The sequence below is a fragment of the Chitinophaga caeni genome, from assembly GCF_002557795.1.
GTDB classification, from domain to species: domain Bacteria; phylum Bacteroidota; class Bacteroidia; order Chitinophagales; family Chitinophagaceae; genus Chitinophaga; species Chitinophaga caeni.
In genome coordinates this window covers 679,352-702,285 of record NZ_CP023777.1, presented here as the reverse complement: position 1 = coordinate 702,285, position 22,934 = coordinate 679,352, and the positions used below count along the sequence as shown (strand labels likewise).

At 43.7% G+C, this 22,934-nt stretch carries 20 protein-coding genes; 13 read left to right on the top strand and 7 right to left on the bottom strand.

Annotated features, from left to right (window positions below; genetic code table 11):
• The 4 genes from COR50_RS02850 to COR50_RS02835 all read right to left on the bottom strand — a co-directional run bounded on the left by COR50_RS02850 (nt 1) and on the right by COR50_RS02835 (nt 5,023).
• A complete protein-coding gene (locus tag COR50_RS02850; RefSeq protein ID WP_098192579.1) occupies nt 1-1,392 on the bottom strand; it encodes a TolC family protein in 1,392 nt (463 codons plus the stop codon).
• Between the two features lie 127 nt (nt 1,393-1,519).
• Complete coding sequence (locus tag COR50_RS02845; RefSeq protein WP_098192578.1) at nt 1,520-2,866, bottom strand: sensor histidine kinase; 1,347 nt, start codon at nt 2,864-2,866, stop codon at nt 1,520-1,522.
• A 13-nt stretch (nt 2,867-2,879) separates the two neighbouring features.
• Complete coding sequence (locus COR50_RS02840; RefSeq protein WP_098192577.1) at nt 2,880-3,566, bottom strand: response regulator transcription factor; 687 nt, start codon at nt 3,564-3,566, stop codon at nt 2,880-2,882.
• A 41-nt stretch (nt 3,567-3,607) separates the two neighbouring features.
• Nucleotides 3,608-5,023 (bottom strand): aminotransferase-like domain-containing protein, encoded by a 1,416-nt coding sequence (locus COR50_RS02835; protein WP_098196074.1) that lies wholly within the window; start codon nt 5,021-5,023, stop codon nt 3,608-3,610.
• A gap of 141 nt (nt 5,024-5,164) precedes the next feature.
• Between COR50_RS02835 and COR50_RS02830 the strand changes: the two genes are divergently transcribed.
• The 5 genes from COR50_RS02830 (at nt 5,165) to COR50_RS02810 (ending at nt 8,727) form a co-directional block, all read left to right on the top strand.
• Nucleotides 5,165-5,902 carry a nuclear transport factor 2 family protein gene (locus COR50_RS02830; RefSeq protein ID WP_098192576.1) on the top strand — a complete coding sequence of 246 codons (738 nt, stop codon included), beginning with the start codon at nt 5,165-5,167 and terminating at the stop codon, nt 5,900-5,902.
• A 3-nt stretch (nt 5,903-5,905) separates the two neighbouring features.
• Nucleotides 5,906-6,460 carry a DUF1572 family protein gene (locus COR50_RS02825; RefSeq protein WP_098192575.1) on the top strand — a complete coding sequence of 185 codons (555 nt, stop codon included), beginning with the start codon at nt 5,906-5,908 and terminating at the stop codon, nt 6,458-6,460.
• 79 nt (nt 6,461-6,539) lie between these two features.
• On the top strand, nt 6,540-7,367 hold the full coding sequence (locus COR50_RS02820) for a 3-deoxy-manno-octulosonate cytidylyltransferase (RefSeq protein ID WP_098192574.1): 828 nt from the start codon (nt 6,540-6,542) through the stop codon (nt 7,365-7,367).
• Nucleotides 7,367-8,044, top strand: coding sequence for an AAA family ATPase (locus tag COR50_RS02815; RefSeq protein WP_098192573.1), 678 nt, complete (start codon nt 7,367-7,369; stop codon nt 8,042-8,044). Before COR50_RS02820 ends, COR50_RS02815 begins: the two co-directional genes overlap by 1 nt.
• Nucleotides 8,041-8,727 carry a histidine phosphatase family protein gene (locus COR50_RS02810; protein WP_098192572.1) on the top strand — a complete coding sequence of 229 codons (687 nt, stop codon included), beginning with the start codon at nt 8,041-8,043 and terminating at the stop codon, nt 8,725-8,727. Before COR50_RS02815 ends, COR50_RS02810 begins: the two co-directional genes overlap by 4 nt.
• A gap of 19 nt (nt 8,728-8,746) precedes the next feature.
• On the opposite strand, the gene COR50_RS02805 is transcribed toward COR50_RS02810, so the two are convergent.
• The 3 genes from COR50_RS02805 to COR50_RS02795 all read right to left on the bottom strand — a co-directional run bounded on the left by COR50_RS02805 (nt 8,747) and on the right by COR50_RS02795 (nt 12,012).
• Entirely contained in the window at nt 8,747-9,781 is a 1,035-nt protein-coding gene (locus COR50_RS02805) for an NAD(P)H-dependent flavin oxidoreductase (protein ID WP_098192571.1), read from the bottom strand.
• 11 nt (nt 9,782-9,792) lie between these two features.
• A complete protein-coding gene (locus tag COR50_RS02800) occupies nt 9,793-10,482 on the bottom strand; it encodes a DUF1295 domain-containing protein (RefSeq protein WP_098192570.1) in 690 nt (229 codons plus the stop codon).
• Nucleotides 10,483-10,569: 87 nt separating this feature from the next.
• Nucleotides 10,570-12,012, bottom strand: a complete 1,443-nt coding sequence (locus COR50_RS02795; RefSeq protein ID WP_098192569.1) for an aminotransferase-like domain-containing protein — start codon at nt 12,010-12,012, stop codon at nt 10,570-10,572.
• 103 nt (nt 12,013-12,115) lie between these two features.
• Between COR50_RS02795 and COR50_RS02790 the strand changes: the two genes are divergently transcribed.
• The 8 genes from COR50_RS02790 (at nt 12,116) to COR50_RS02755 (ending at nt 22,868) form a co-directional block, all read left to right on the top strand.
• Nucleotides 12,116-13,048, top strand: coding sequence for a ketopantoate reductase family protein (locus tag COR50_RS02790; RefSeq protein ID WP_157760597.1), 933 nt, complete (start codon nt 12,116-12,118; stop codon nt 13,046-13,048).
• A 43-nt stretch (nt 13,049-13,091) separates the two neighbouring features.
• Nucleotides 13,092-13,835, top strand: coding sequence for a glucose 1-dehydrogenase (locus COR50_RS02785; protein ID WP_098192567.1), 744 nt, complete (start codon nt 13,092-13,094; stop codon nt 13,833-13,835).
• 88 nt (nt 13,836-13,923) lie between these two features.
• The gene (locus COR50_RS02780; RefSeq protein ID WP_098192566.1) at nt 13,924-14,523 is read left to right on the top strand and encodes a hypothetical protein; all 600 of its coding nucleotides are present in this window, start codon (nt 13,924-13,926) and stop codon (nt 14,521-14,523) included.
• A gap of 398 nt (nt 14,524-14,921) precedes the next feature.
• Nucleotides 14,922-15,686 carry a LuxR C-terminal-related transcriptional regulator gene (locus tag COR50_RS02775; protein ID WP_098192565.1) on the top strand — a complete coding sequence of 255 codons (765 nt, stop codon included), beginning with the start codon at nt 14,922-14,924 and terminating at the stop codon, nt 15,684-15,686.
• Nucleotides 15,687-15,863: 177 nt separating this feature from the next.
• Nucleotides 15,864-16,457, top strand: coding sequence for an RNA polymerase sigma factor (locus COR50_RS02770; RefSeq protein ID WP_157760596.1), 594 nt, complete (start codon nt 15,864-15,866; stop codon nt 16,455-16,457).
• A 68-nt stretch (nt 16,458-16,525) separates the two neighbouring features.
• On the top strand, nt 16,526-17,695 hold the full coding sequence (locus COR50_RS02765) for a FecR family protein (protein ID WP_098192563.1): 1,170 nt from the start codon (nt 16,526-16,528) through the stop codon (nt 17,693-17,695).
• 241 nt (nt 17,696-17,936) lie between these two features.
• Nucleotides 17,937-21,422, top strand: coding sequence for a SusC/RagA family TonB-linked outer membrane protein (locus COR50_RS02760; protein WP_157760595.1), 3,486 nt, complete (start codon nt 17,937-17,939; stop codon nt 21,420-21,422).
• 9 nt (nt 21,423-21,431) lie between these two features.
• Nucleotides 21,432-22,868, top strand: a complete 1,437-nt coding sequence (locus tag COR50_RS02755; protein WP_098192561.1) for a RagB/SusD family nutrient uptake outer membrane protein — start codon at nt 21,432-21,434, stop codon at nt 22,866-22,868.
• Nucleotides 22,869-22,934 lie beyond the last annotated feature (66 nt).

Genomic DNA, 22,934 nt, shown 5'->3' with positions numbered 1-22,934 from the left:
TTATAACTGGCTATCGAACAGGTCATAATTTCCTGCTGCAGCCGCTCTAAGTAGTAATGCCTGCCATACGTTGCTGTTGGCGATGTCTTGATCTGTTTCTGCCCGGATCAGCACGTACAAAGCTTGTGAAACATTGACAAGGTTTGTTAACCCGTTTTTATATAAAGCCGTTCTCTGGTTGAAAGCATCCGAGGCGGCTTTTACTTGCACGGGCGCCTGGTTATACACGTTTAGCGCGTTCCGGATTTTTGTAGAGGACAACTCTAATTGCGCCTTTATTTTTTGGCTGTACAATTCATATTCCGCTTCCAATCCTTTAGTTATATAATCTTGCGATTTTACCTGCTTGGATACGCGGAAAGGTTGCGTGATATTCCAGGTCATCCCCACACCGAATAGGTAGTTTGTTCTTGTGGGCTTTATCCCTTGCCAATAATCCCTTGTAAAATCGGTCTGATCTTGGCTATAACCGCTGTTGAATCCCGATCCCCTGGTTTGAATGATACCCACTAGGGAAAAGCTGGGATAGTACATGGATTCTAAGTAATGTTTTTGCGCTTTGCTTACAGCCAGTCTTTGTTGTTGGTATGCAAGTACCGGGTGGTTTGAAATATCTACGTCATCAGCGAAGGCCACCGGTACCCGGGTGATGAGGGTGGTATCCAGCCCGTAATTAAATTGTTCGCTGGTAATCCCTAGCAATTGCATCAAGTCGTTTTGTAATTGCTGTTCTTGGTCCCTGGAGCGGGTGTAAGAAATATAAGCATTGGCATAATCGGCATTGGCTTGTGACGAATCTACGCCGGCTACTAAGCCGTTTAGTGCGCGGGTCACCACGATCCTACGAACGGTATCGGCCCGATCAAGATTTTTTTGGTAAGAATAAGTTAATTGATGTGCCGCCAACAGGTTGAGGTAAGCAGATGCTACCTTGATTTTATGTTGGAAAATCTCCTGCTCCAAGTCTCCCTGGTCCATTTCCGCTACGGCATTTGCCACCTTAATTTTGCCCTTTGCTTTCCCGAAGGAGAAAAATTCCCAGTTCATATTGGCCAGGTACAGGGCGCCGAAAGCCGCGTTCCAATTTTGATGATCCAAGGGTAAGCCCGAAGAAGCGGCGCCTAAGCCACCGAAGCCGTACAATGGCCCGTTTTGGCCATTCACAGTGCCGTAATCCTGTTGGAATGAAAAGTTTAAATTGGGTAAATAATCCCGCTTGGCTTGTTGTTCTAATGCCTTGGAAGCGCCAGCATAGTTTTGTTTCGCTTGAATTGTTCCATAGTTCTGAACCGCTATTGCTACGGCATCTTTAAGGCTCAGTAGCTTTTGAGCATAAGAGCCGTAAAACGGCATTAAAGCCAGTAGCAACAAGGTTCGCATTTTTTTCTGCATACTCTGAATTGTTTTGAATATTCGTCGGGATAGTTTCCGGCAATACAAAACAATCGTAGTAATTTGAAGCAAATTTGAAGTTGAATAGCTGTTAGCTTTAATTTGTGATGACTGGTAAAATGTTGGGTTAAGAGAGCGCCAAGCCGGGGCTTTCCGGGAACTCATAATTTACGGGGATCATTTCCGATGCGATGACCTTGTTTTTATCGAAACAAACGATCACGCTATGCCAGCCATCATCATAATGATATGTAACATTGAATTGACTTACTTCGCAAATTTGTTTCACGATTGCCAAGCCCAACCCGATGCTGTTGATGCACTGATTGCTTTTTTTAAACCGTTTAAAAAGTTCTTCTGTCGCTATTTCCGGCGGTAGGCCGGTATTGGAAATAGAAAAGTATTCCGTTGTTAATAGAATCTTGATTTGGCCGCCTTCAATATTATGACGAATAGCATTTTGGAAGAGGTTAGACAATAATATTTCCGCTAAGGTGGGATGAATTTTGACGATAATGTTTTTATCTAACTTCGAACTGATCGCTATGTTTTTCATCGCAATACGATCGGTGAATGCCGCCAGCGTATCTTTTGTAACCCGGCAGAAACGCATATTGTTATCGTTATCGAATTCCTGGTTTTCCAACTTGGTTAATAGCACCAGGGAACGGTTGATCCGGGTAAGTTTATCGATGGCATTCTGCATATCTACGATCAGGCCCGCTTGTGATTCATCAATCGTAGTTTCGGAAAGTAACTCCAACTTGGACTGTATAATTGCAAGGGGAGTTTGTAGTTCGTGGGATGCATTTTCACTGAACTCTTTCATCGACGTATAATCATCGATGGCCTTGTTCGTCATTTTTTCCAAGAATTTATTCAATTCCCGGAACTCGTTCGTCGTGGTGGGTAAGAGCGCCAAGTTTTGATTTTTCTTTAAGCTGAAATGCCTGATATACAACATTGCTTGCTTGAATGGTTTCAATATCCGGTGGGATAAAAACCTTGCCGTTATAAAAATAAAGGCGATGATCAAGGTCATTTTCACGGTGAGGGCAGACATCATCCCTTTCAGGATCTGGTCCGTATTGGTGACGTAATCATAGGATGAAATTTTATAAACTTGATCCTTGATCACTATAAAATTATTTACCCTGATGAGGCATTCATTTTTCTTCAGGTTTAAGTTTTGTGAACTCGCTTCATTGCCGCAAGCATGAACCACCTGGCAGGTTTCGGCAGGTAATGGGCCGTTGATTTTACTGATTTCTATTGCCCTGCCTTGCGTGTATGTATCCGGTTCATTGCCCTGCTTCAATTGTTTCGCAACATGTGCATTTACATTTTTCAAACGTTGTACTTCCGCGTTATCCAAACGTTTCTTGATGTTTTTATGCGAAATATACATGCTGATTGGCGTGGTAATCAATATGATACCAATAAACCACAACGATATTTTGTTCAGTAAGTTCATTCGTGAAAACTGGTTAGCTGGTTTTGTGGATGTTGAATTTGTATCCCAAACCGTAAACGGTTTCTATATAATCGATTCCTTTTGCAGAGCTGATTTTCTTCCTCAAATTCTTCACATGCTGGTAAACGAAGTCAAAATTAGATAAATTATCCGTTTGGTCGCCCCAAAGATGATTAGCGATCGACTGCCGGGACAATACCCTGTTCTTGTTTACCAGGAAGTATAACAACAGGTCAAACTCTTTCTTGGTAACCTCTATCAATTGATCATGGATGGATACTTCCAACGTGTCGGTGTTGAGTTTGATTTCGTTGAAACTTACATGGTTGTAACCATCAAGATTTTTGCGGCGGAAAACGGCCCGCAGCCTCGCGTGTAATTCGGGTAAATGGAATGGTTTGGTTATATAATCGTCGGCCCCTTCTTCTAATCCTATCACTTTGTCATCCAACGCATTCCGCGCTGAAATGATCAGGATCCCGCTATTGATTTTCTCTTCCTTGATAAATTTCAACAATTCCAGCCCGCTCCCATCGGGAAGCATGATATCAAGCAAGATACAGTCGTAACTATTCAGGCTCAGCTTCTCCACGGCTTCCCCAATCTTGTAGGAGCATTCGCAGATATACCCTTCCCTGGACAGGAAATCGTGCATGCTGCTAGCCAGTTCCCGGTTATCTTCAACAATTAATATCTTCATGACGCACGAAACTACAGTAGAATTTTGATTCAATTTTGAACTTATAGCAAAGTTTGGGCTAAATGCCCCACCCGGATGAGCTTTTGCTCTAATTCCGGTGTCCATTTCATCCCGATGTTTAGTCTCAGGCAGTTGTTGAACTGGTCTTGCAGGCTAAACATTCGTCCCGGCGCAATGCTGATATTTTCCCGCATACAGGCATGGTATAAATCGGCCGTATTAATTTTGCCAGGCAAGGCTATCCACATGGCGTAACCACCTTGGGGTGGAACGAGTTGACTGCCTTGCGGGAAGGATGCTGAAACGGTCTTGCTGATTTGCAAATTGTTGTAATATAATTCTTTACGTAAATTGCGCAGATGTTTTTCATAGTTGTCGCTCCCTATGAAATTCCCCACTGCTTCATGTATAATCCCGGTGTTGGTCACCGTGTGATGCAATTTCAAACGGGTGATTTTCCTTAAATATTTACCTGGCGCCACCCAACCTACGCGGTAACCCGGCGCAAGTGTTTTAGACACGGAACCGCACCATAAAACGGTTCCTCCTTGGTCGAACGCCTTGCAGGGTTTGGGGCGGGCGTTACCAAAATAAATATCCCCGTATAAATCATTCTCTATCAAGGGGATGCCCTGCTCGCCCAGCATGTTTACAACAGCCATCTTATGGCTTTCCGGCATACAACTACCCAGGGGATTATTGAAATTGCTAACTAGTAAGCAGGCATTTATTTTCCCAATTACCTTTTTAAGCGCCCCCAGCTCGATGCCTGTTCCCGGGTGCGTGGGTAATTCTAACACCCGTATTCCGAGACTTTGGGCCAATTGTAGAATACCGAAATAAACAGGACTTTCGACGGCCAGAGTATCGCCTTTTTCCATCGTGGCCAGCAGGCAATAAGCAATCGCGTTCATAGCTCCGGATGTACTGACAAGGTCATCAGCGACCAACTGGCTTCCCCAGGTAAATGACCACCGCGCAATGTTATTGCGTAGCTTTTTATTTCCTTGAATGTCCTCGTAAGAAGTGCCACTGTCGGGCATTTTCCGGCTGGCTTCCAGTAAACATTTATTTAATTTGGCTACCGGCAAAAAACTCGGATCAGGCACGCCTAATGAAAATCTCGTGATACCCGGTTGGTTTAAACTGGCATATACTTCATCGATTAAATCTGCTGCATCTGCGAAACCGGGTTTTAGCGAGGGATTGCTTATCCCTGGTTCATCGAACTGCCGCCTAATCTGCACTTTAACATAAAAGCCCGATTGCGGGCGCGATTCAACCAGGTTACGTCGTTCAAGTTCCATGAAAGATTGGGTTGCCGTATTCATACTCACCCCGTACTCCTTGACTACGGTACGGATAGAAGGTAACTTATCGCCGGGAAGGAAAACCCCATCTTTTATTTTTTGCGAAATGGCATTCGCTATCTCTAAATACTTGAAAATCTTATGCATAACTGTACCCATCAATTTTTATAAAATTGTATCTGTACTCTTTGTGAATTTAATAAGATTTTTGTGAATACGGGAAGGGGAGGTAGCAGGTATCGATCCTTTTAACAATAATGTATATCAATAAAAATAATGAATTTTGTTATGTCAGATATGAGCCAATTTGCACATGAATGGATCCATGCCTGGAATGGGCATGACCTGGAAGAAATTATGAGTCATTATGCCGAAGAAATTGATTTTGTTTCCCCGGTAATACAACAAATGGGCATTGATCCGGAAGGACGCATACGATCTAAACCTGCCTTGAATGCTTATTTTGAAAAGGCCCTCGCTAAATACCCGGATCTGAAGTTCGAGTTTTACCACGAGTTAAGAGGGCCCGGATCAACTGTTCTATATTATAAAAGTATCAACAATACGCTTTCGGCTGAATATATGGAATTCAACGCTTCCGGTTTAGTGACTAAAGTAAGGGCACATTACAAACCATTGCAGGATATGCATACCTTTGTTTCCTCTTGGCTGGAAGCTTGGTCGGATACGGAAAAGCCGGGTGCAGCGGCAAGGGTGGCAAATTTTTACAGGGATGATTGCCGTTATAAAGATCCGGGAAATCCTGCTACTATCATGGGTAAAGTAGCATTGGAGAATTATTTAACTTCATTGCTGGCCCTAAACAAAGGTTGGAAATGGACGCTAAGGGAATTGATCCCGATCGATGGCGGTTGTGTTGTAAGATGGCAGGCAAAAATTCCAGTGCAGCAAGAAATAGTGTCCTTGGAAGGAATGGATTTATTGCAAATGGAAGAAGGGAAAATTAAGTATAACGAGGTGTATTTCGATAGAACGACTTGGTTGAAAGCCTTGAAAAAAATATGAGATATGGAAAGCTATTTAGAAAGTATCAAGAAACAATTTCTCTACTATAAAAAATTGGGTGAGGATGCCATGTTGCAAGTGCCCGATGAAGCCCTGTTTTGGCAATATAACCAAAACAGTAACAGCATCGCGATCATCGTCAATCATATAGCAGGAAACATGCTATCGCGCTTTACAAATTTCCTGGATAGTGATGGTGAAAAGTCTTGGAGAAACCGCGACGCGGAATTTGAAATGCCCTTGTTTGATAACCGCGAAGCATTGTTGCAGCGCTGGAACGAAGGCTGGAATTGTTTGCTCGGCACCCTGGAACTTTTAAAAGAAGAGGACTTAGGGCGTATCGTTTATATTAGGAATGATGGTCATACGGTCGTGGAAGCCTTAAACCGGCAACTGGCACATTATCCTTACCATGTAGGACAAATGGTATTTATTGCCAAGATGCTCAAAGACGATGATTGGAAATCGCTTTCTATACCCAAGAACAGGTCTTCTGAATATAACGACCTGAAGTTCTCGCGGGAGAAGGAAAAACGGCATTTTACCGATGATTTATAAGATGGCAATCATAATAAATGCATCGAAAAAACTTCATAATCTGTACATTGCAGCTAAGTAGCTAAATATGACAGCACGAATGAAGCAAGAATCAATATTGATTGTTATACCGGCAAGGTATTCCAGTACTAGGCTACCAGGTAAGCCCTTGATTAAGATTGCCGGAACCGAGATGATTAAGAGGGTCGCTAATATCGCCGCCTTTATCTCCGGTAAGTACGATAATTGTAAATATGTAGTTGCAACCGATGACGCTAGGATATTGGAATTTTGTCAACAACAACAAATACCGGCCTTGATGACTTCACCCGATTGCCAAAGTGGAACGGAACGTTGTTTTGATGCTGCTCAACAGGTGGAGGATAAACCTTCATTCGTATTGAACTTACAGGGCGATAATCCCTTATGCCCGCCCTGGTTTTTAGAAAGTATCATCGAGGCATGGAAAGTTGATAAAACTGGACAGGTATTTACTCCCTTTGTGCAATTAACCTGGGAAGAGTTGGATAGGTTCTACGAAGCAAAAAAAATAACGCCTTTTTCAGGTACTACCGTACAAGTAGATAAAAATGGTTACGCGGTTACCTTCTCAAAACTTCCCCTACCCGCCATCCGTAAAAAAGAAAAGTTGATGCAACAATTGCCATTGTCACCGGTAAGGAGGCACATCGGTTTGTATGCTTATACGTTCGATGCATTAGCCAATTATTTCCAACTGAGTCCCGGGCAATACGAAGAACCTGAAGGTTTGGAGCAGATGCGGTTTATTGAACACCGCGTACCTGTAAAAATGGTACAGGTAGATTACCGCGGCATGAAAGGAATGAGCGGCGTTGATAGCATAGAAGATGTAGGTAGGGCGGAAGCAATTATCGCGGAATTCGGAGAATTTAAATTTGATAGCTAGTGAACCGGGTTTTATTCAATATTGCCCTGGATGCCAGTTTGCCCGGAGACTTGAATAAGGCGGTAACGATCGCGGGATTTGAGAATATTATTAAGGAAAAATTATCGGGAATCAATGCGCAGGATAATCCTTTTTTATTAAATATATCGGGTATACCTGGCGCGGGTAAGTCGACTTACGCGGCAGAATTATTACAAACGGGTGAAATGCATGACCTGGTATACGTTTCTTTTGACGAGATCATGGAGTTGCATCCCGGTTATCAATCAGAAGTGAAACAAATACAGGATGGAGAGCATTCTTATGTTATCGCTTATGAAACGGTCTTTGCACGCTGGGAAATTCCGGCTAGGATTGCAGGCTATGAATTGATCCGGAGAGCGGTTTTAAATCGCCAGTCTATATTGTTCGAGCATAGTTCCGCCACGCCATACCATGTTGAATTATTCAAGGACCTAATGCTGCATCATCGGTACGCGGTACATATGCATTACCTGGAAACCAGTATCGGGATAGCTAAAAAAAGAATCAAGGAACGCGAACAATTTCAAATTGAGAACCTCGGCTATACTAGGATCATCCCCGCGATATACCTGGAACAGCGCTTGAAAACATTGGAAGAGTACCTGCCCAAATTCCAGGAAATTTGTACCAGCTTTAAAAGGATTCATACATGAACACCATGATTATAATTGCCAGGCACGGGAACACGTTTCGGAGCGATGAAATACCCCGCCGGGTTGGAAAATATACGGATTTGCCATTAGTAGAAACGGCAAAAGGCACGAAGATCGGCAGCTATCTTTCAGAACATGATATGATACCGGATGCCGTATTTGCTGCGCCCTTGAAACGCACCATGGAAACCGCTAGCCTAGCCATTGCTGCCATGGGGGGAAACATTCCGCTGATCCCTGTTGATGATTTTACCGAAGTTGATTACGGCCCGGATGAAAATCAAACGGAAGAAGCAGTGTACGAGCGTTTGGGCAATTATTTCATCAAGGAAACCGGTTCCCGGGGAAGAGCCTTTAGCCGTGATCAGATTTTAGAGCAAGGAAAAATGATCGTGCAACAATGGGATCGCGATGCCGTGGTGCCTCCGGGATGGAAGGTCGATACCGGTTCTATAATCAATAGTTGGATAAACTTCTCAGGAATGATCCTTAAGAACTATGCCGGTAAAAAAGTACTGGTGGTTTCGAGTAATGGCATTATCCGCTTTGCTCCTTACATTACAGGTGATTTTCATGGCTTTGCACAGGAACATGCGATAAAAGTTGCTACCGGCGCTCTTTGCATTTTTGAACAGGAGCTTGGTCATAATTGGGAATGTAAGGCCTGGAATGTGAAACCTTAAAATTTCAGATTAACATATTTCAATACAGCAAGCGTAAGAAAATATCTTTACAGGATCTCGTTTCTTGCAAAGGCAATGATTGGCCCGACCATAAATTGGTCATAGTATGATCATCCTTGGCTTGCGCCATTTTTCTCAAACTTGCCGTTAACGTGTTTTGGTACGGGTATGGCGGGATGTCTAAGCCCGACAGCTCTACTTCCTGCATAAATTCATTTATTATACCCCTTGCCCACCTGCCTGAAAATGCACATGTCAATTTTGTATCGGTTCCGGTAGCTTCCTCTAAACGTTTTTTATAGGAAGGAATGGCTTGGCTTTCCACCGAATTGATAAATGGCGTACCGATCTGCACACCGCTGGCGCCAAGTTCCATGGCAGCCCTGATACTTTGAGAATGATGTATCCCCCCGGCGGCAATAACGGGTATTTTACATTTTTGTAGGATATTGGAGAGTAAACTAAATAATCCTATCCGCGGTAATTCGCCATCCAGGAATGAACCGCGGTGTCCTCCCGCTTCAATGCCTTGCGCTATTATGAAGTCTATACCTGAAGATTCCAGTATTTGTGCTTCTTGCAGGCATGTCGCGGTACCCATTAAGCTCACTCCTGCGGCATGTAATTTTTTGATACTTTCGTTATCCAAATTGCCAAAAGTAAAGCTTACATGCTTTATATCTTCTTCAAGCAACATATCTACCTGGTGACGGTGATTGTAAAATTTAAATTCCGGTAAACTTGGCGAATCGAGTTGATAACCTTTGGATTTAGCAAATTCTACTAAGAATGACCACATTTTTTGCAATATATCCCGCGGTACGCTGGAAATCTCGTGGGCGAATAGGTTTACTGCAAAAGGCTTTCGCGTCAATTGCTTCGTTGCCTTAATCAATGTTCTTGCTGCGTCGGGAGATAGTCCGCCAATAGGAAGCGAGCCCAGCCCGCCTTCGTTGGAAACGGCAGCCACCATCCCCGGGCTTGTTACGCCCAACATGGGCGCCTGGATAATGGGGAATTGTATAGGTAATAGCTTCGTTAGATCTTGTTTCATAACTAAACGGCTTAATAAATAAACGGTATCAACATCTTTGTCTTTTTAGCATAATCATCATAAGCTTTCCCGTATTTAGATGCCAAGTAAGCATCCAGTTTCGGGGCATTGTAAAATGCAAAAAAACAGAATAGGAATATCGGGATTATCACTGCATAAATATTTCTAGTTAACACTGCATAGCCACAAACCCACAATATGTCACCAAAATAGTTGATGTGCCTTGAATATTTAAAGAAGCCTCCAGTGTAAATTTTTCCTTTGTGATCCGGGTTTTTCTTCCACCTATTTCTCAATACCTCCCCGCCTGTATTTAAGACGCAGCCTATGCTAAAAATGAGTATGCCAATGCCATCAATCCAATCGATGGGCTTCGCCGTTGGCAAAACGAATAATGAAAAACCGATGTAATACAAGGCAAATGCAAATGGGACGCTGAAGCTTTCTTCCCAAGGTATTTTTCTTTTCAATAAAAAGAGCATCATGTAGCCTAAGCGCAGGAATATGACAATGTTAAATGTGAATAGGATGATTCTCCTATCGAGTCCCTCCATTGCATTAGAAATCGATAACAGCCCGGATATCCAGTCACCTCCCTTGAGGAACAAAATCCAGTAGGAAAGTAACAATAGAAGTATTTCTAAAACGTGTATAATGATTTTTTGCGCGATGCTACGATCCTGTTTTCCATATAAATCCATTGTATCAATATTTTTATACTAGCGGTGCAAGTAAAGTACGGGTGAAGAAATTATCAGGTTAATCAGGTGTCAAATATAAATGATTAATCATGGACTCGGCGCAACCTTTTTAATATAGTCATTGAATAAGCTACCCAGCAATCTCAAATTTCCTTCTATAGATTCGTTCCAAGGCAAGGCCAGGTTCAGTCTTAAACAATTATGAAATTGGGATTGGAGTGTGAATATGTTACCGGGAGCAAAGTTGATACCCAGCGGCAAAGACCTTTTTAAGATGATGCGCGTATCTATGTTAGGGGGGAGTTCCAGCCAAATCACGAATCCCCCTTTCGGGTTGCTAATACGGGTGCCAGTTGGGAAGTACTCCATAATGGCAGCTGTATATTTTAACAAGTTGGTATGAAGCGTTTGCCTTAATTTCTTAAGATGATTTTCGTATCTGCCCGTTTCTAGAAAATGTGCTATCACTTCTTGCGTGATCGAAGTAGTGGAAATAGTATGATACAACTTGTTGCGTTGTACGGCTTCTTTAAATCTTCCTGCCGCAACCCATCCCACGCGGTATCCCGGAGCCAATGTTTTTGAAACGGAGCCACACCATAGAACTAAACCACTGTCATCAAAGGTTTTGCAAGATTTGGGTCTTGACGTTCCAAAATATACATCGCCATTGATGTCATTTTCTATCAATGGAATGTTGTAGCGTTGTATCAACTTTACAATATCCTTTTTATGTTCATCCGGCATGTAGCTTCCCAGGGGATTACTAAAGTTGGAGATCAATAAACATGCATTTACCGCGCCTTTCTTCAATGCTTTTTCAAGGGCGTTTATGTCTACGCCAAAGTCCGGATCGGTTGGTAATTCTAAAATCTTTAATCCTAGGGCACTGGCTATTTGCAACATCCCGAATGAGACGGGGCTTTCCATCGCCACGGTATCTCCCTTTTTCGTTACCGACATCAAGCAGTAGGAAACGGCGTTTAAGCAACCGGAAGTGGTAATAATATCTTCATGACTTAAACTGCATTCCATCGCGTACGACCAGCGTGCGATCTGCCTGCGCAGCCGCTCGTTTCCTTCCATTTTATCATATGCTACACCGCTTCCGTGCAAACTCCGCGTAGCTAATACTAAGGCTTTGTTCAGTTTTGCCACCGGCAATAATGCTAAGCTAGGCTCCGCTAATGCAAAAGGATGCTTCGATTCTTCTCCCAGGTGTTCATATACCGTTGCAACGATTTCTTCCTGCCCGGTGAAACTAGCTACATCCAATGGTTGACTAACACTCGGCTTTCCCGGTAAATGCTTATTAGAATACCTCACGTAATAACCCGATTGGGGTCTCGTCTCAATCAACATTTTACTTTCGAGCAGGTAATATGCTTTCAGGGCAGTATTTTGACTCACGCCATATTCCCTGCAAATGGTTCGTAATGATGGTAGCTTGTCGCCGGCTTGTAAAGTATTACCCAAAATCTGGTGCTCAAGAATTTCGGCTATTCTTTTGTAAATAAATCCTTTTTTCATAGTAAAAAGAGAAAACTGCTATGCTTAAAATTACAAAAACTGCAACTGCTATCATGTAAGTATTTTGTTGAATTTAGCGGCTTTCAATCATCAATCGAAAGCTATGCAGGAGCAACCGATATATATTATAGGGGCCGGTGCCGTAGGAAAAACACTTGCAGTATTCCTTACTTTAGCTGGAAGGCAAGTGTACTTGTTGAGAGGATCGGTTTTTAATGCACCGGTAACTTATGAAGAAATGACAATCTTAGCGGCCGATAACAACAAGTATGTCGCTAAGCTTGAGATTGGCTGCCTGGCAGATTTTACAAGGCTTGGTGGGTTAGTTGTACTAGCTAATAAGGCGTTTGGCAATCAAGCGCTCAGCGTCAGTTTGCGGGGAAAATTAAATGGCAACCCATTGCTCGTGTTACAAAATGGATTGAATATCGAGAAAGCTTTCTTGAAACAAAATTTCGAACATATTTACAGGTGTGTATTAATGCTAACCTGCCAGTTCGAGGACCCGCATACAATTAGGTATAAGCCTGTACGTGAATGCCCGGTTGGGATAATCCGTGGTGATGAAGAAACATTAACCCGGTTGCTACATAAGATACAAACCTTGCAATTCCGGTTCAGTAAATGTGATGAGATACAATCTTTGATATGGAAAAAAGTAATCGCCAATTGCGTATTCAACTCCATTTGTCCCTTGTTGCATATAGATAACGGCATTTTTTACAGGAATGAAGTTGCGCGTGATATGGCAAAAGAGTTGATCGTCTCCTGTATGACATTGGCACATGCCAAAGGAATTGCAATAACCCCGGAAGATGTTTTTAACAATGTGATGCAGATCAGCCAAATGTCGGATGGGCAATATATTTCTACGCTTCAAGATATTTTACATCATCGACCTACGGAAATGGATGCATTGAATATAGAACTGGCGAGGTTGGCTGATGAAATTGGTATCGGCGCTACAATGAAAGAAATAGCCCTGCTGGGTAGGTTAACTAAATTGAAAGCCGCTATCAACCTTAAAAATATGTAACGAAACGTAGGTTAATTTATTTTTTATTGATAAAGACGTTTACATGAAAACGATGTTAATTACAGGCGGCAGCCGTGGAATTGGCGCTGCCGTTGCCAAATTGGCTGCCGCTGAATCTTATGAAGTGGTTGTTAATTACTTGAATCGTAAGGATGCAGCGGAGGCCGTAGTAAAGGAAATTCAAGATGGTGGCGGTACCGCGATCGCGATTCAAGGTGATATGTCAAATGAGAAGGATATACAGCGTGTTTTCCAAGCAACAGTAGAAACATTCGGGGGTTTGGATTCCCTGGTCAATAATGCCGGGATCTTGATGCAGCAATCCAAGCTGGAAGATATCAGCATAGAACGCATGCAAAAAATTTTCTCGGTAAATATAACCGGGCCGATGATCTGTGCAAGGGAAGCCGTAAAATTAATGGCATATAAAAATGGCGGGCATGGTGGTACGATTATCAACATTTCTTCTTTGGCTGCCAAAACGGGGGCTCCCTTTGAATATATAGATTATGCCGCTTCAAAGGCCGCTATTGATGCTTTGACCTTGGGTTTGGCAAAGGAAGTGGCTAGCGAAGGTATCCGTGTAAACGGCGTAAGGCCGGCCTTTATAGAAACAGGCATCCATGCTTCCGGTGGAGATCCGGGTAGGATTGACCGGTTGAAAGAAACGATACCCTTAAAGCGTGGGGGAACGGCCACGGAAGTTGCCCAGGCGGTACTTTGGCTCGCCTCGGATAAATCCGCTTATTCCACGGGAATTTTTATCGATGTTGCCGGGGGAAAATAATGCTTCGGTAGATTGATTAAGCATTTCTATAAACATCTTTTTCAAATGAGTTTATGGAAATGCTTTTTTTATTGCATCCATCTATCGTATGAAAAAGATATTTCAAATTGCAACGCTGTTAATCGCTTTCAGCTCTTGTTCAACGCAAGCGCAAGATCCGCAGAAGGCTTGGGAAAAAATAGTCCGGCTATTACAACAGGAGGCCAATTATTTTCAAGGAAAACAAGGTTATATCAAGCTGGGAGAAAGCGCTTATAACACATTCACCTTACAGGAACTCAATATTGAACCTTTCAGGATATCCTCTGCATACCAACTGGAAGATCGCTTTAACAATGAACCTACAACTTTATTGATAGAAGAAATCTTGGTATTCGATGAGTCGCTAGGAATGCCAAAAGTTAAGCGGGCCGGACTTTGGTACGATTATGATTATTACTTCGAAGCCTTTCCAGAAGAAACATTTTTGTTAATAGAATTTTCGGATGAAAGCCCTTTTATCCAGCAAGATAAAATGTCATATACCACGATTGCAACAGGAACAATAGATACTAACGTGCAGGAATCCACCACGACCAGTATTATATTACCCATCAGGTCCAAGAAAGCGAAAAACATTTTCCAGGCTATCCAAGCCTATAATTTAATTAATCTGAAACCTTTTCTGGATAAGGATCGTATGCATTAGCAGTTATACCTGGTACTAGGGATATTTAATGTTTTTTTTCATTGTTGTCCGACTGAAAATGCTTTAAAGGTATTTGAATTCTTTACCTGGTCAAGGATATAAGCGAAGGATGATATATTCACCCCCCTTCAAGAGAACCGTGGAGCTTCGCACCGTTGATAGCGAAGGGTAGCTTTGTCATACAGTAGTAGAAAGGCCAGATCGAGCGATCAAATTGGTGGCCGTAATGGCCAATTTGTGCCTTTTTTTTGTATTTTTTTGGGTAAACAAAAAAGTACAAGAAACGAGCAGGTGGACATTGAATCGAACTATTGAGGGATCAAATTGCTCCCCGGTTAAAATTTAGTCGGACAACAATGATTTTTTTTATTTTAGTATAGCAATCAAAATCGCTAGTCATGGAGAAACTCATCCTCAACGAGGCGCAAAAAATATGGACGGAAATAGGACAGCATAAAACGCCCGGTGAATTGAAGTTAGAAGTGGAGCTGTATAAAAAGCTGATCAATTTTTTCCAAGTGGGGGATTATTACTACATGGTATTCAATCCACCGGAAATGGTGATTGAATATGCCAGTGATTCCATGACGCAACATCTTGGTTATAGCAAGGAAGAATTTAACCTTGAAAAATTAATGGAGATCATCCATCCGGATGATTTACCCAACTTTATCAATTTCGAAGCCACTGTAACCAAGTTTTGGCAACAACTACCTCCCGGAAAGGTCATGAAGTATAAAAGTCGTTACGACTACAGGATTAGGAAAAAAAACGGGGCATACATACGTATTTTACAACAAATTATTACGATTCAAAGTGATGAAGAAGGAGCAGTTTTAAGAACTTTCGTAGTGCATACCGATATTACGCACCTGAAGACAACCAATAAAATGATGCTTTCCTTTATCGGGATGGAGGGAGAACCATCTTACATCGACGTAAAGCCGGAAAAGCGTTTCTCAACAACGAAAGAATTATTAACAAAAAGAGAAAGGGAAATATTGCTATTAATATCCCGGTATCATACATCGGCAGAGATTGCAGATCTCCTGTCTATCAGCATCCTAACCGTCAGTACCCACCGTAAAAATATTTTTAAAAAGACCGGGACTAAAACGCCGTTACAGTTGATTACCCTCGCCTTAGAGAAGGGCTGGATTTAATTTCCCGGAATTTCCCGGCAGGTGAAGGGCGGAAAATTATCCCGTAGATACTTAGGCCTGCAACCTGATCTTCAAGTTGTGTAAAAGGTTGAAATAATCACCGATCAACCTCGTTTTGAATTACCATAACGGTGATTTTTTATTTACTTTAGTCCCATTAATTAAAAAGGGGGGATATTGTCATCGCAGGGTTCATACCATCAAGAAGAAGCACTATATCTACTGATTGCTGAAGGAAGCGAGCATGCCTTTAAACAGCTATATGCCATCCTGTTGCCCTCTCTGACTGCCTTTTCCTTCAAAATCCTGAAATCGGAAGAAGCCGTAAAAGAGGTGCTACAAGAAGCCTTAGTTCGTTTCTGGTTGCATCGCGACAAGCTTCCCGGCATCAGTCAACCCAAGTCTTGGTTATTTCGGATCGTAGCCAACGAGTGCTACCGCTATCTTCGCAAAAACGGCCTGCAACTACGACTCCAGCAGTGGTTGTCATCGCGGGAAGCGGCGCCTGTTTCGGAAACGGAAGCAACCATGTCATTCCGGGAAACGCAACAGCTCATTCAACAGGCAGTAGCCGGGCTTTCTTCCCGCCAACGCGAGATATACCGGCTAAGCAGGGAACAGGGGCTCAAGATACCAGAAATAGCCGCCGAACTGAATCTTTCATCTAACTATGTAAAGAAAACCCTGGTATTGTCCTTGCAAAAAATCCGTCGAAAGCTGGAGCGGGCCGGGAAGTTGCTCGTTTTTCTTCTCCTGGTGGCAGGACGTTAAAAATTTTTTTTCCAGGCAATGGGTCCTTTTTTAAAGTTCAAGGGTTTTTATAGTATATCCCGGAGTATATGAATCAGGATAGATTAACATATTTATTGGAACAATATGGCAATGACAAGGCTTCTGAAGCAGAAATACAGGAGCTATGGGCTTTCATTGAGCGGGGAGAAGACAAAGAGTTATTTGCGGAGGTAATGGCCGGTATTATGGAACAGCATCCGGCTGGCGTCACCGAAACAGCTCCTTATGCAATGTTGGCAGAAAAAGCGTTGCAGGCAGACAAGGTCGACTTTTCAGCAACGCCGCCCCGTCGTCATTTCCTGCATATTCCCGCATGGGGGCGAGCAGCCGCGGCTATATTGCTAATAGCAGGCGCCACCTTTTTCTATCGGCATTACAGTGGCGTTTCACCGGCATTGAAGCAGCAAGCTATGCTGGAAGCAATTGCACCGGGTACCAATAAAGCTGTACTGACCTTGTCAGACGGTTCACAGGTGCCATTGGATAGTACCGGGAATATGATTATTCACCAGGGCGATGTAGCGATCAGGCAGCAAGGCGGATCCTTACAGTATGACGACCAGTTACCTACAGCAACGGTAAACTATAATACCCTGACCACGCCACGCGGGGGACAGTTTCGTGTTGTACTCCCAGACGGTAGCGGTGTACTGCTCAATGCTGCCAGCTCTATCCGTTATCCCACTGCCTTCACAGGCAAAGAGCGCAAAGTGACGATTACCGGGGAAGTATATTTCGAGGTAGCCCCCCGCGCAGGGATGCCTTTCAGGGTAAATATAAATGATGAAGCAGAAATTGAGGTGCTAGGAACGAGCTTTAACATCAATGCTTATGATGATGAAGCTGCAATCAAAGCTACCCTGCTGAAAGGCAGCATCCGGGTGCGTAAAGGCAAGGAGAGCACGGTGCTCTCACCGGGACAGCAGGCGCAGCTCCAGGGGAATCATATCAATGTAATAAGGGATATAGACGCTTCCAGCGCCGTGGCCTGGAAAGACGGCATCTTTAATTTTAACGGTGCCGGAACCCGCGAAGTAATGCGGCAGATATCAAGGTGGTATGATATTGAAGTGGTTTATGAGCCCGGTACACCGGATATAGAATTTGCCGGCGAAATGAGCCGGGATGAGAAAATTTCCAGCCTTCTGAAAGGCTTTGAAAAGTTAGGAATGCACTTTCATGTGGAAAAAGGGAAGCGTATTGTCGTAACACCATAAAAATCAAATATAGAGATGATAAAATTTTTATCGGCGGAAACGCCGTAAGGACTTTTATTGGGCTTACCTAGAATAAGAACCGCCACAGATTAGGGCCTGTAGCGGATTACTTAAAGGTCGATTCCCATTAAAGCTTGACGAACTTCAATTAATTAATCAACCAAAAGCAATGTAATTTATGCAAAAACTGCGTATTCTAAAGCGGCATTTGCCTATGCCGGTCATTAAAATCCCGCTGGCCATGAAATTGACATTCTTACTCATGACAGTTGTCTTCTTGCAAGTTCATGCTGTTACAGATGCACAAACAATTACACTGAAAGGAAAAGATATCCCGTTCAGCCAGGTTATTACCACCATTAAAAAACAGACCGGCTTCCTGGTGCTTAGTACCAGGAAACTCCTGTCTGATATCAGCCCGGTCAGCGTTAGTGTGCAGAATATGCCGCTAACCGACTTTATGGATTTGGTGCTGAAAAACCAGCCTTTCAGCTACCAGGTTATGCAAAAAACGATCTTGATCTCTTCAATGCAGGCTACAGAAAACGTTACTAAAACTCCTTCCGTAGTAACCGGCAGGATAATAGACTCTGTAGGGAACCCTATCGTGGGCGCCTCTATACGGTTATCCCCGGGCAAGAAAGGCACCGCTAGCCAGGAAGACGGGTCTTTTAAGATCGAAAACGTTGCCCCGGGAAACTATATCCTGGAGATTACCCTGCTAGGCTTTAACACGGTGCAGCAAAGGATCACAGTATCTTCCGAAGGGAGCATCCTGTCATTAGGTAATATTACCCTGAAAACAATGCTATACTCCCTGGATGGTGTTTCTGTAACCTATTCCACGGGATACCAGAAGCTGCCTAAAGAGCGCGCAACCGGCGCTTTCGGTACCGTTACTGAAAAGATGCTCGGCGCCAGGATGGAAACCAACCTGGTAGATCGCCTTGAAGGTACAGTGGCAGGGATGTATGTAAACAAGGGGAATGTTACGATACGCGGGCTTTCCACTTTATATGGCAACCAGAGTCCGCTCTTCGTGGTAGATGGGTTTCCATATGAGGGCGACCTGGGCTTCATCAACCCGGCAGATGTGGTGAATGTAACAGTCATGAAAGATGCTGCCGCAGCATCAATATATGGTACCCGCGCTGCCAACGGCGTTATCTCTATCACTACGCGGCATGGAAATGCGCATAAAACAACCGTTAACGTCGGAAGCACTGTATTCATGACGCCTATTCCGGATGCAAGTTATTTCAACTATATGAGCTCCGCCCAGATGGTGGATTTCCAACAGGAGCTATTTAACATCTACCATCCGGGGTATAATGCAAACACGATGAGGTATGCTCAACCAAAAGTGCTTGAAGCCCTATACAAGCATGAGCAGAACTTGATAGACCAACAAGAGCTGGACAATACACTGAACACGCTGCGCAACTCAAACGGTATTGGACAAGTGCAGGATCTGCTGATGCAGGATGCGGTAAAACAACGTTATAATTTTTCGGTCAACGGCGGTAATGACCTGCATATTTTTAACCTGAGCATGAACTATACGGCTAACCAAGGTGATAATTTACGCAGTCGCACCGGTGAAATGAACATCAACATAAAAGACCGTATGAAGGTGTTTAAGTGGCTGACAGCAGAAGCCGGCATCGCTACCAACCTAAGCAACTATAGGTCACCATCGCGTGGAGGTACGGGTCTTTATAACTCAATGCCCTACGAAGTGATCAAAGATGCCGATGGTAACTTGGTACCCTGGAATTGGCTTAAATCCCAAACGGAGATAGATAGGTTGAAAAATGAAGGCCTCCTGGATGAGTCGTTCAACCCGCTGAATGAGCTTTATAAGACTGATAACCTCGGGCATTCCAATTATTTCCGACTTCAAGGTGGATTTACCGCTAAAATTATAGAAGGACTATCGCTGGATCTCAAGTACCAAACGGAACGCGGTAGCAACTATTTTAAAAACTTCTATTCTGCCGACTCTTATGAATCCAAGCATATGATTAATGAAGCTACGCAGATAGTAAATGGGGAAATTATAAAAAATGTACCTGACGGGGGACAGATCAGTGAACGTAGAGGCGATTCCAAATCTTATACGGCACGCCTACAGCTTAACTATGATAAAAATATTGCTGACAAACATTTTATTACTGCACTTGCCGGCGCCGAAAGAAGAGCTATAGTAACTTCTGCTACCAGGGTGTTCAAGATGGGATATAATGATAACAACCTGCAATTTATGCCGGTAGACGAAGTAGCGCTGGGAAGCCTTAAGGGTACCGAGTCCATCAACAGCACTTTTAACTTTGATTATAATAGCTATAACAACTTCACTTACTTTGAAGACCGTTACGTATCTGCCTACGGCAATGTTGGATATAATTACGATCATAAATATAATGCTACGGCCAGCGTACGTGTAGACAACTCTAACCTATTCGGTACGGATCCACGTTACAGGTATCTTCCACTGTGGTCTTTCGGCCTCGGCTGGAGGATGACTGAAGAAACATTTCTCAAGGATGCCAACTGGCTGAACAACCTAAATATTAGGGCCACCTATGGTCTTGGAGGAAACGTAGCGAAACAGGTAGGGCCTTATCTCCAAGCCTCTTCCAGCTTCTTCTCGGAAACAGGCGCCAATGCTACAAATATCGTGTACCCGCCGAATAAGTCATTGAGATGGGAGAAAACCGCCACTACTAACTTCGGTATTGACTTCGCCGTATTAAGCAACAGGATATCGGGCTCGGTAGACTATTACATCCGTAAAAGCACCGACCTCCTCGGTCAGAAAGCTACCGATCCCACCAATGCCTTCAGTACCGCGCTCATCAACTTTGGAAGCATGAATAACAAGGGCTTTGAGCTGTCATTAAAAACGGTGAACGTACAAGGAAAGAACTTCTCATGGTACTCTGCCCTCAATATGAGTATCAACAAGAATAAGATGACGGAAATCAATACCAACGATGAGTCGGTAATAGGACTCACCAGCGGTTTTGGTGTAAACCGGGTAGGCTACCCGATGGATGCCGTATTTAACTTCCGCTTTGCAGGTCTTGACCCCGGGAATGGATCAGTATTGGTGTATGATGCTGATGGCAAAGTGGTAAAAAATTATGACGATAACGGTACCATCGTGGCAAACATGACGGATATAAACGGCCTGGTCTATAGCGGTACTATGCGCCCGACCTATACCGTCGGCTTTACAAATACTTTCTCCTATAAACAGTTCGACCTGCATATTATGATGATCGGAAACGGGGGAAACGTTATGCGCGATGTAACCAAAGCCATCAACACGTTGAATTTTTCCAATAACCAGGATAAACGTACGCTCAATTTCTGGAAGCAACCGGGAGACGAAAAGATCCCGGGCATGTTGCCGGCGCCTGACCTGAAAGGTAACGGCGGGCTTTACTACAGCATAATCTGGTTTGCGGAAGATGTGAATACGATGAAAGCGGACTATATCAAGGTACGGGATATTGCACTTTCCTATCATTTCCCGGAGCGCTTGTTCAAAACTAAGAAGATCACCGCCGCGAAATTTACCCTGCAAGTGCAGAACCCGTTTCACTGGTATAGGAACGATGCAGGCATAGACCCTGAAGCCTATGCAAGCTATAGCATCTATGCTGACAGAACAATGCCGGTAATGAGAACGTATATGGCCGGATTAGATTTGACCTTTTAAAAAATCAACATGAGAAGAACATACTTAATTATACTGATCATCATCATGCTGACAGCCGGGGCTTGCTCCAAGTTCCTGGATATCGTGCCGAAGGATAAATTTATCCCCGTGTCAGTTACCGACTATGAGAATATGCTGAATTCAGCCACCATGGTTAATTATGGCGACTATTTCCAAGACCTTACGAGCGATGATGCCTTCCTGCCCCAGGATGATCCGGGCAACCTTTACGTGCCCTTGAGCCTGAGTGCAAGGAGGATATATACATTTAATCCAGATGTGCACGAACGCGGCGATTTGGATCCACTGTGGAGCGAAAGCTACAAGCGTATCTTTTATGATAACACCATCATTAATAATATCATGGATGCTACGGAAGGCTCGTTGGAGACTAAGAAAAGCGTTAGGGCCGAAGCTTATCTCGGTCGTGCCATGGAGTTTTTATCCCTCGTAAATGTGTATGCACAACATTACGACAGCGCCACGGCAGCAACGCAGCCAGGCATACCGTTGGCACTCATTGCAGACATCAGCGCCAAGTTTGAAAGAAATACGGTGCAGGAAGTGTATGACCAGGTATTAACGGATGCCAAAGCGGCTACACTGGATCTGCCCCTTGCCCATAAACTAACCAAATTCAGGGCTTCGAAAGCCGGGGGATACGCACTACAGAGCCGCGTGTACCTTTTTACCGGTGATTATACCAATGCCAAGCTTTATGCTGATTCCTCCATACAGCTACAAGGAGATCTGGCCGACATGAACGATTATAAAATCACCATTCCGGGGCCTTTTCCTAACGTACCGGGCGCTCCTTTAGGCTGGACAGACATTCCGGACGGACAATATAATGTGGAGACGATCGTGGCCCGCCATTTCCTGCGCCCCTTTGGACTGGGGATGAGTGTATGCGCTTCTCCTGAGCTGTCGGCCCTCTTCACTGATAATGATCGCCGCTGGACCCTGTATTATGCAAATGGTTGGCCTCCTGCACCTCCTTATAATTATATGAGCAGGTATAACGTGAGAATATTCCTCCGTGGCGATTATTATAGTAATTACCTGAATGTGCCCGAGCAATACCTCATCCGCGCAGAATGTAACGCGAGGAATAACCACTTGCAGGATGCACTGGATGATATCAATACATTGCGGATGAACCGGATCGTGCCAGCAGCCTACGTTGCTTACACGCCTGCCGACTTCGATAATGATGCAGAAAAAGTGTTGCGCTTTGTGTTGGAAGAAAGACGGCGCGAGCTGGCATTTACAGGTATGCGCCATATTGATCTGAAACGGTTAAATAAAGATCCGCGTTTTCAGAAAACTATCACACATACAGCGGAGAATATTGATTACCAACTGGCGCCAAATAGCAACCAGTACGTACGTCAACTATGGCCGGGAGCAACGGTATTTAACCCCGACTGGCCGCTCAACCCATAATGATCCTGTAAATATTTTTTAATGATGTCCGCCCAAAGCCGGGTTTACCTTCCGGGCTTTGGGCGG

Bases quoted from the DNA above. Each gene is read 5' to 3' on its own strand.
- COR50_RS02820 (WP_098192574.1), top strand. From the start codon at position 6,540: ATGAAGCAAGAATCAATATTGATTGTTATACCGGCAAGGTATTCCAGT.
- COR50_RS02805 (WP_098192571.1), bottom strand. From the start codon at position 9,781: ATGAAACAAGATCTAACGAAGCTATTACCTATACAATTCCCCATTATC.
- COR50_RS02755 (WP_098192561.1), top strand. From the start codon at position 21,432: ATGAGAAGAACATACTTAATTATACTGATCATCATCATGCTGACAGCC.
- COR50_RS02845 (WP_098192578.1), bottom strand. From the start codon at position 2,866: ATGAACTTACTGAACAAAATATCGTTGTGGTTTATTGGTATCATATTG.
- COR50_RS02780 (WP_098192566.1), top strand. From the start codon at position 13,924: ATGAAAAAGATATTTCAAATTGCAACGCTGTTAATCGCTTTCAGCTCT.
- COR50_RS02840 (WP_098192577.1), bottom strand. From the start codon at position 3,566: ATGAAGATATTAATTGTTGAAGATAACCGGGAACTGGCTAGCAGCATG.
- COR50_RS02775 (WP_098192565.1), top strand. From the start codon at position 14,922: ATGGAGAAACTCATCCTCAACGAGGCGCAAAAAATATGGACGGAAATA.
- COR50_RS02790 (WP_157760597.1), top strand. From the start codon at position 12,116: ATGCAGGAGCAACCGATATATATTATAGGGGCCGGTGCCGTAGGAAAA.
- COR50_RS02830 (WP_098192576.1), top strand. From the start codon at position 5,165: ATGTCAGATATGAGCCAATTTGCACATGAATGGATCCATGCCTGGAAT.
- COR50_RS02810 (WP_098192572.1), top strand. From the start codon at position 8,041: ATGAACACCATGATTATAATTGCCAGGCACGGGAACACGTTTCGGAGC.
- COR50_RS02785 (WP_098192567.1), top strand. From the start codon at position 13,092: ATGAAAACGATGTTAATTACAGGCGGCAGCCGTGGAATTGGCGCTGCC.
- COR50_RS02760 (WP_157760595.1), top strand. From the start codon at position 17,937: ATGAAATTGACATTCTTACTCATGACAGTTGTCTTCTTGCAAGTTCAT.
- COR50_RS02800 (WP_098192570.1), bottom strand. From the start codon at position 10,482: ATGGATTTATATGGAAAACAGGATCGTAGCATCGCGCAAAAAATCATT.
- COR50_RS02835 (WP_098196074.1), bottom strand. From the start codon at position 5,023: ATGCATAAGATTTTCAAGTATTTAGAGATAGCGAATGCCATTTCGCAA.
- COR50_RS02825 (WP_098192575.1), top strand. From the start codon at position 5,906: ATGGAAAGCTATTTAGAAAGTATCAAGAAACAATTTCTCTACTATAAA.
- COR50_RS02765 (WP_098192563.1), top strand. From the start codon at position 16,526: ATGAATCAGGATAGATTAACATATTTATTGGAACAATATGGCAATGAC.
- COR50_RS02850 (WP_098192579.1), bottom strand. From the start codon at position 1,392: ATGCAGAAAAAAATGCGAACCTTGTTGCTACTGGCTTTAATGCCGTTT.
- COR50_RS02795 (WP_098192569.1), bottom strand. From the start codon at position 12,012: ATGAAAAAAGGATTTATTTACAAAAGAATAGCCGAAATTCTTGAGCAC.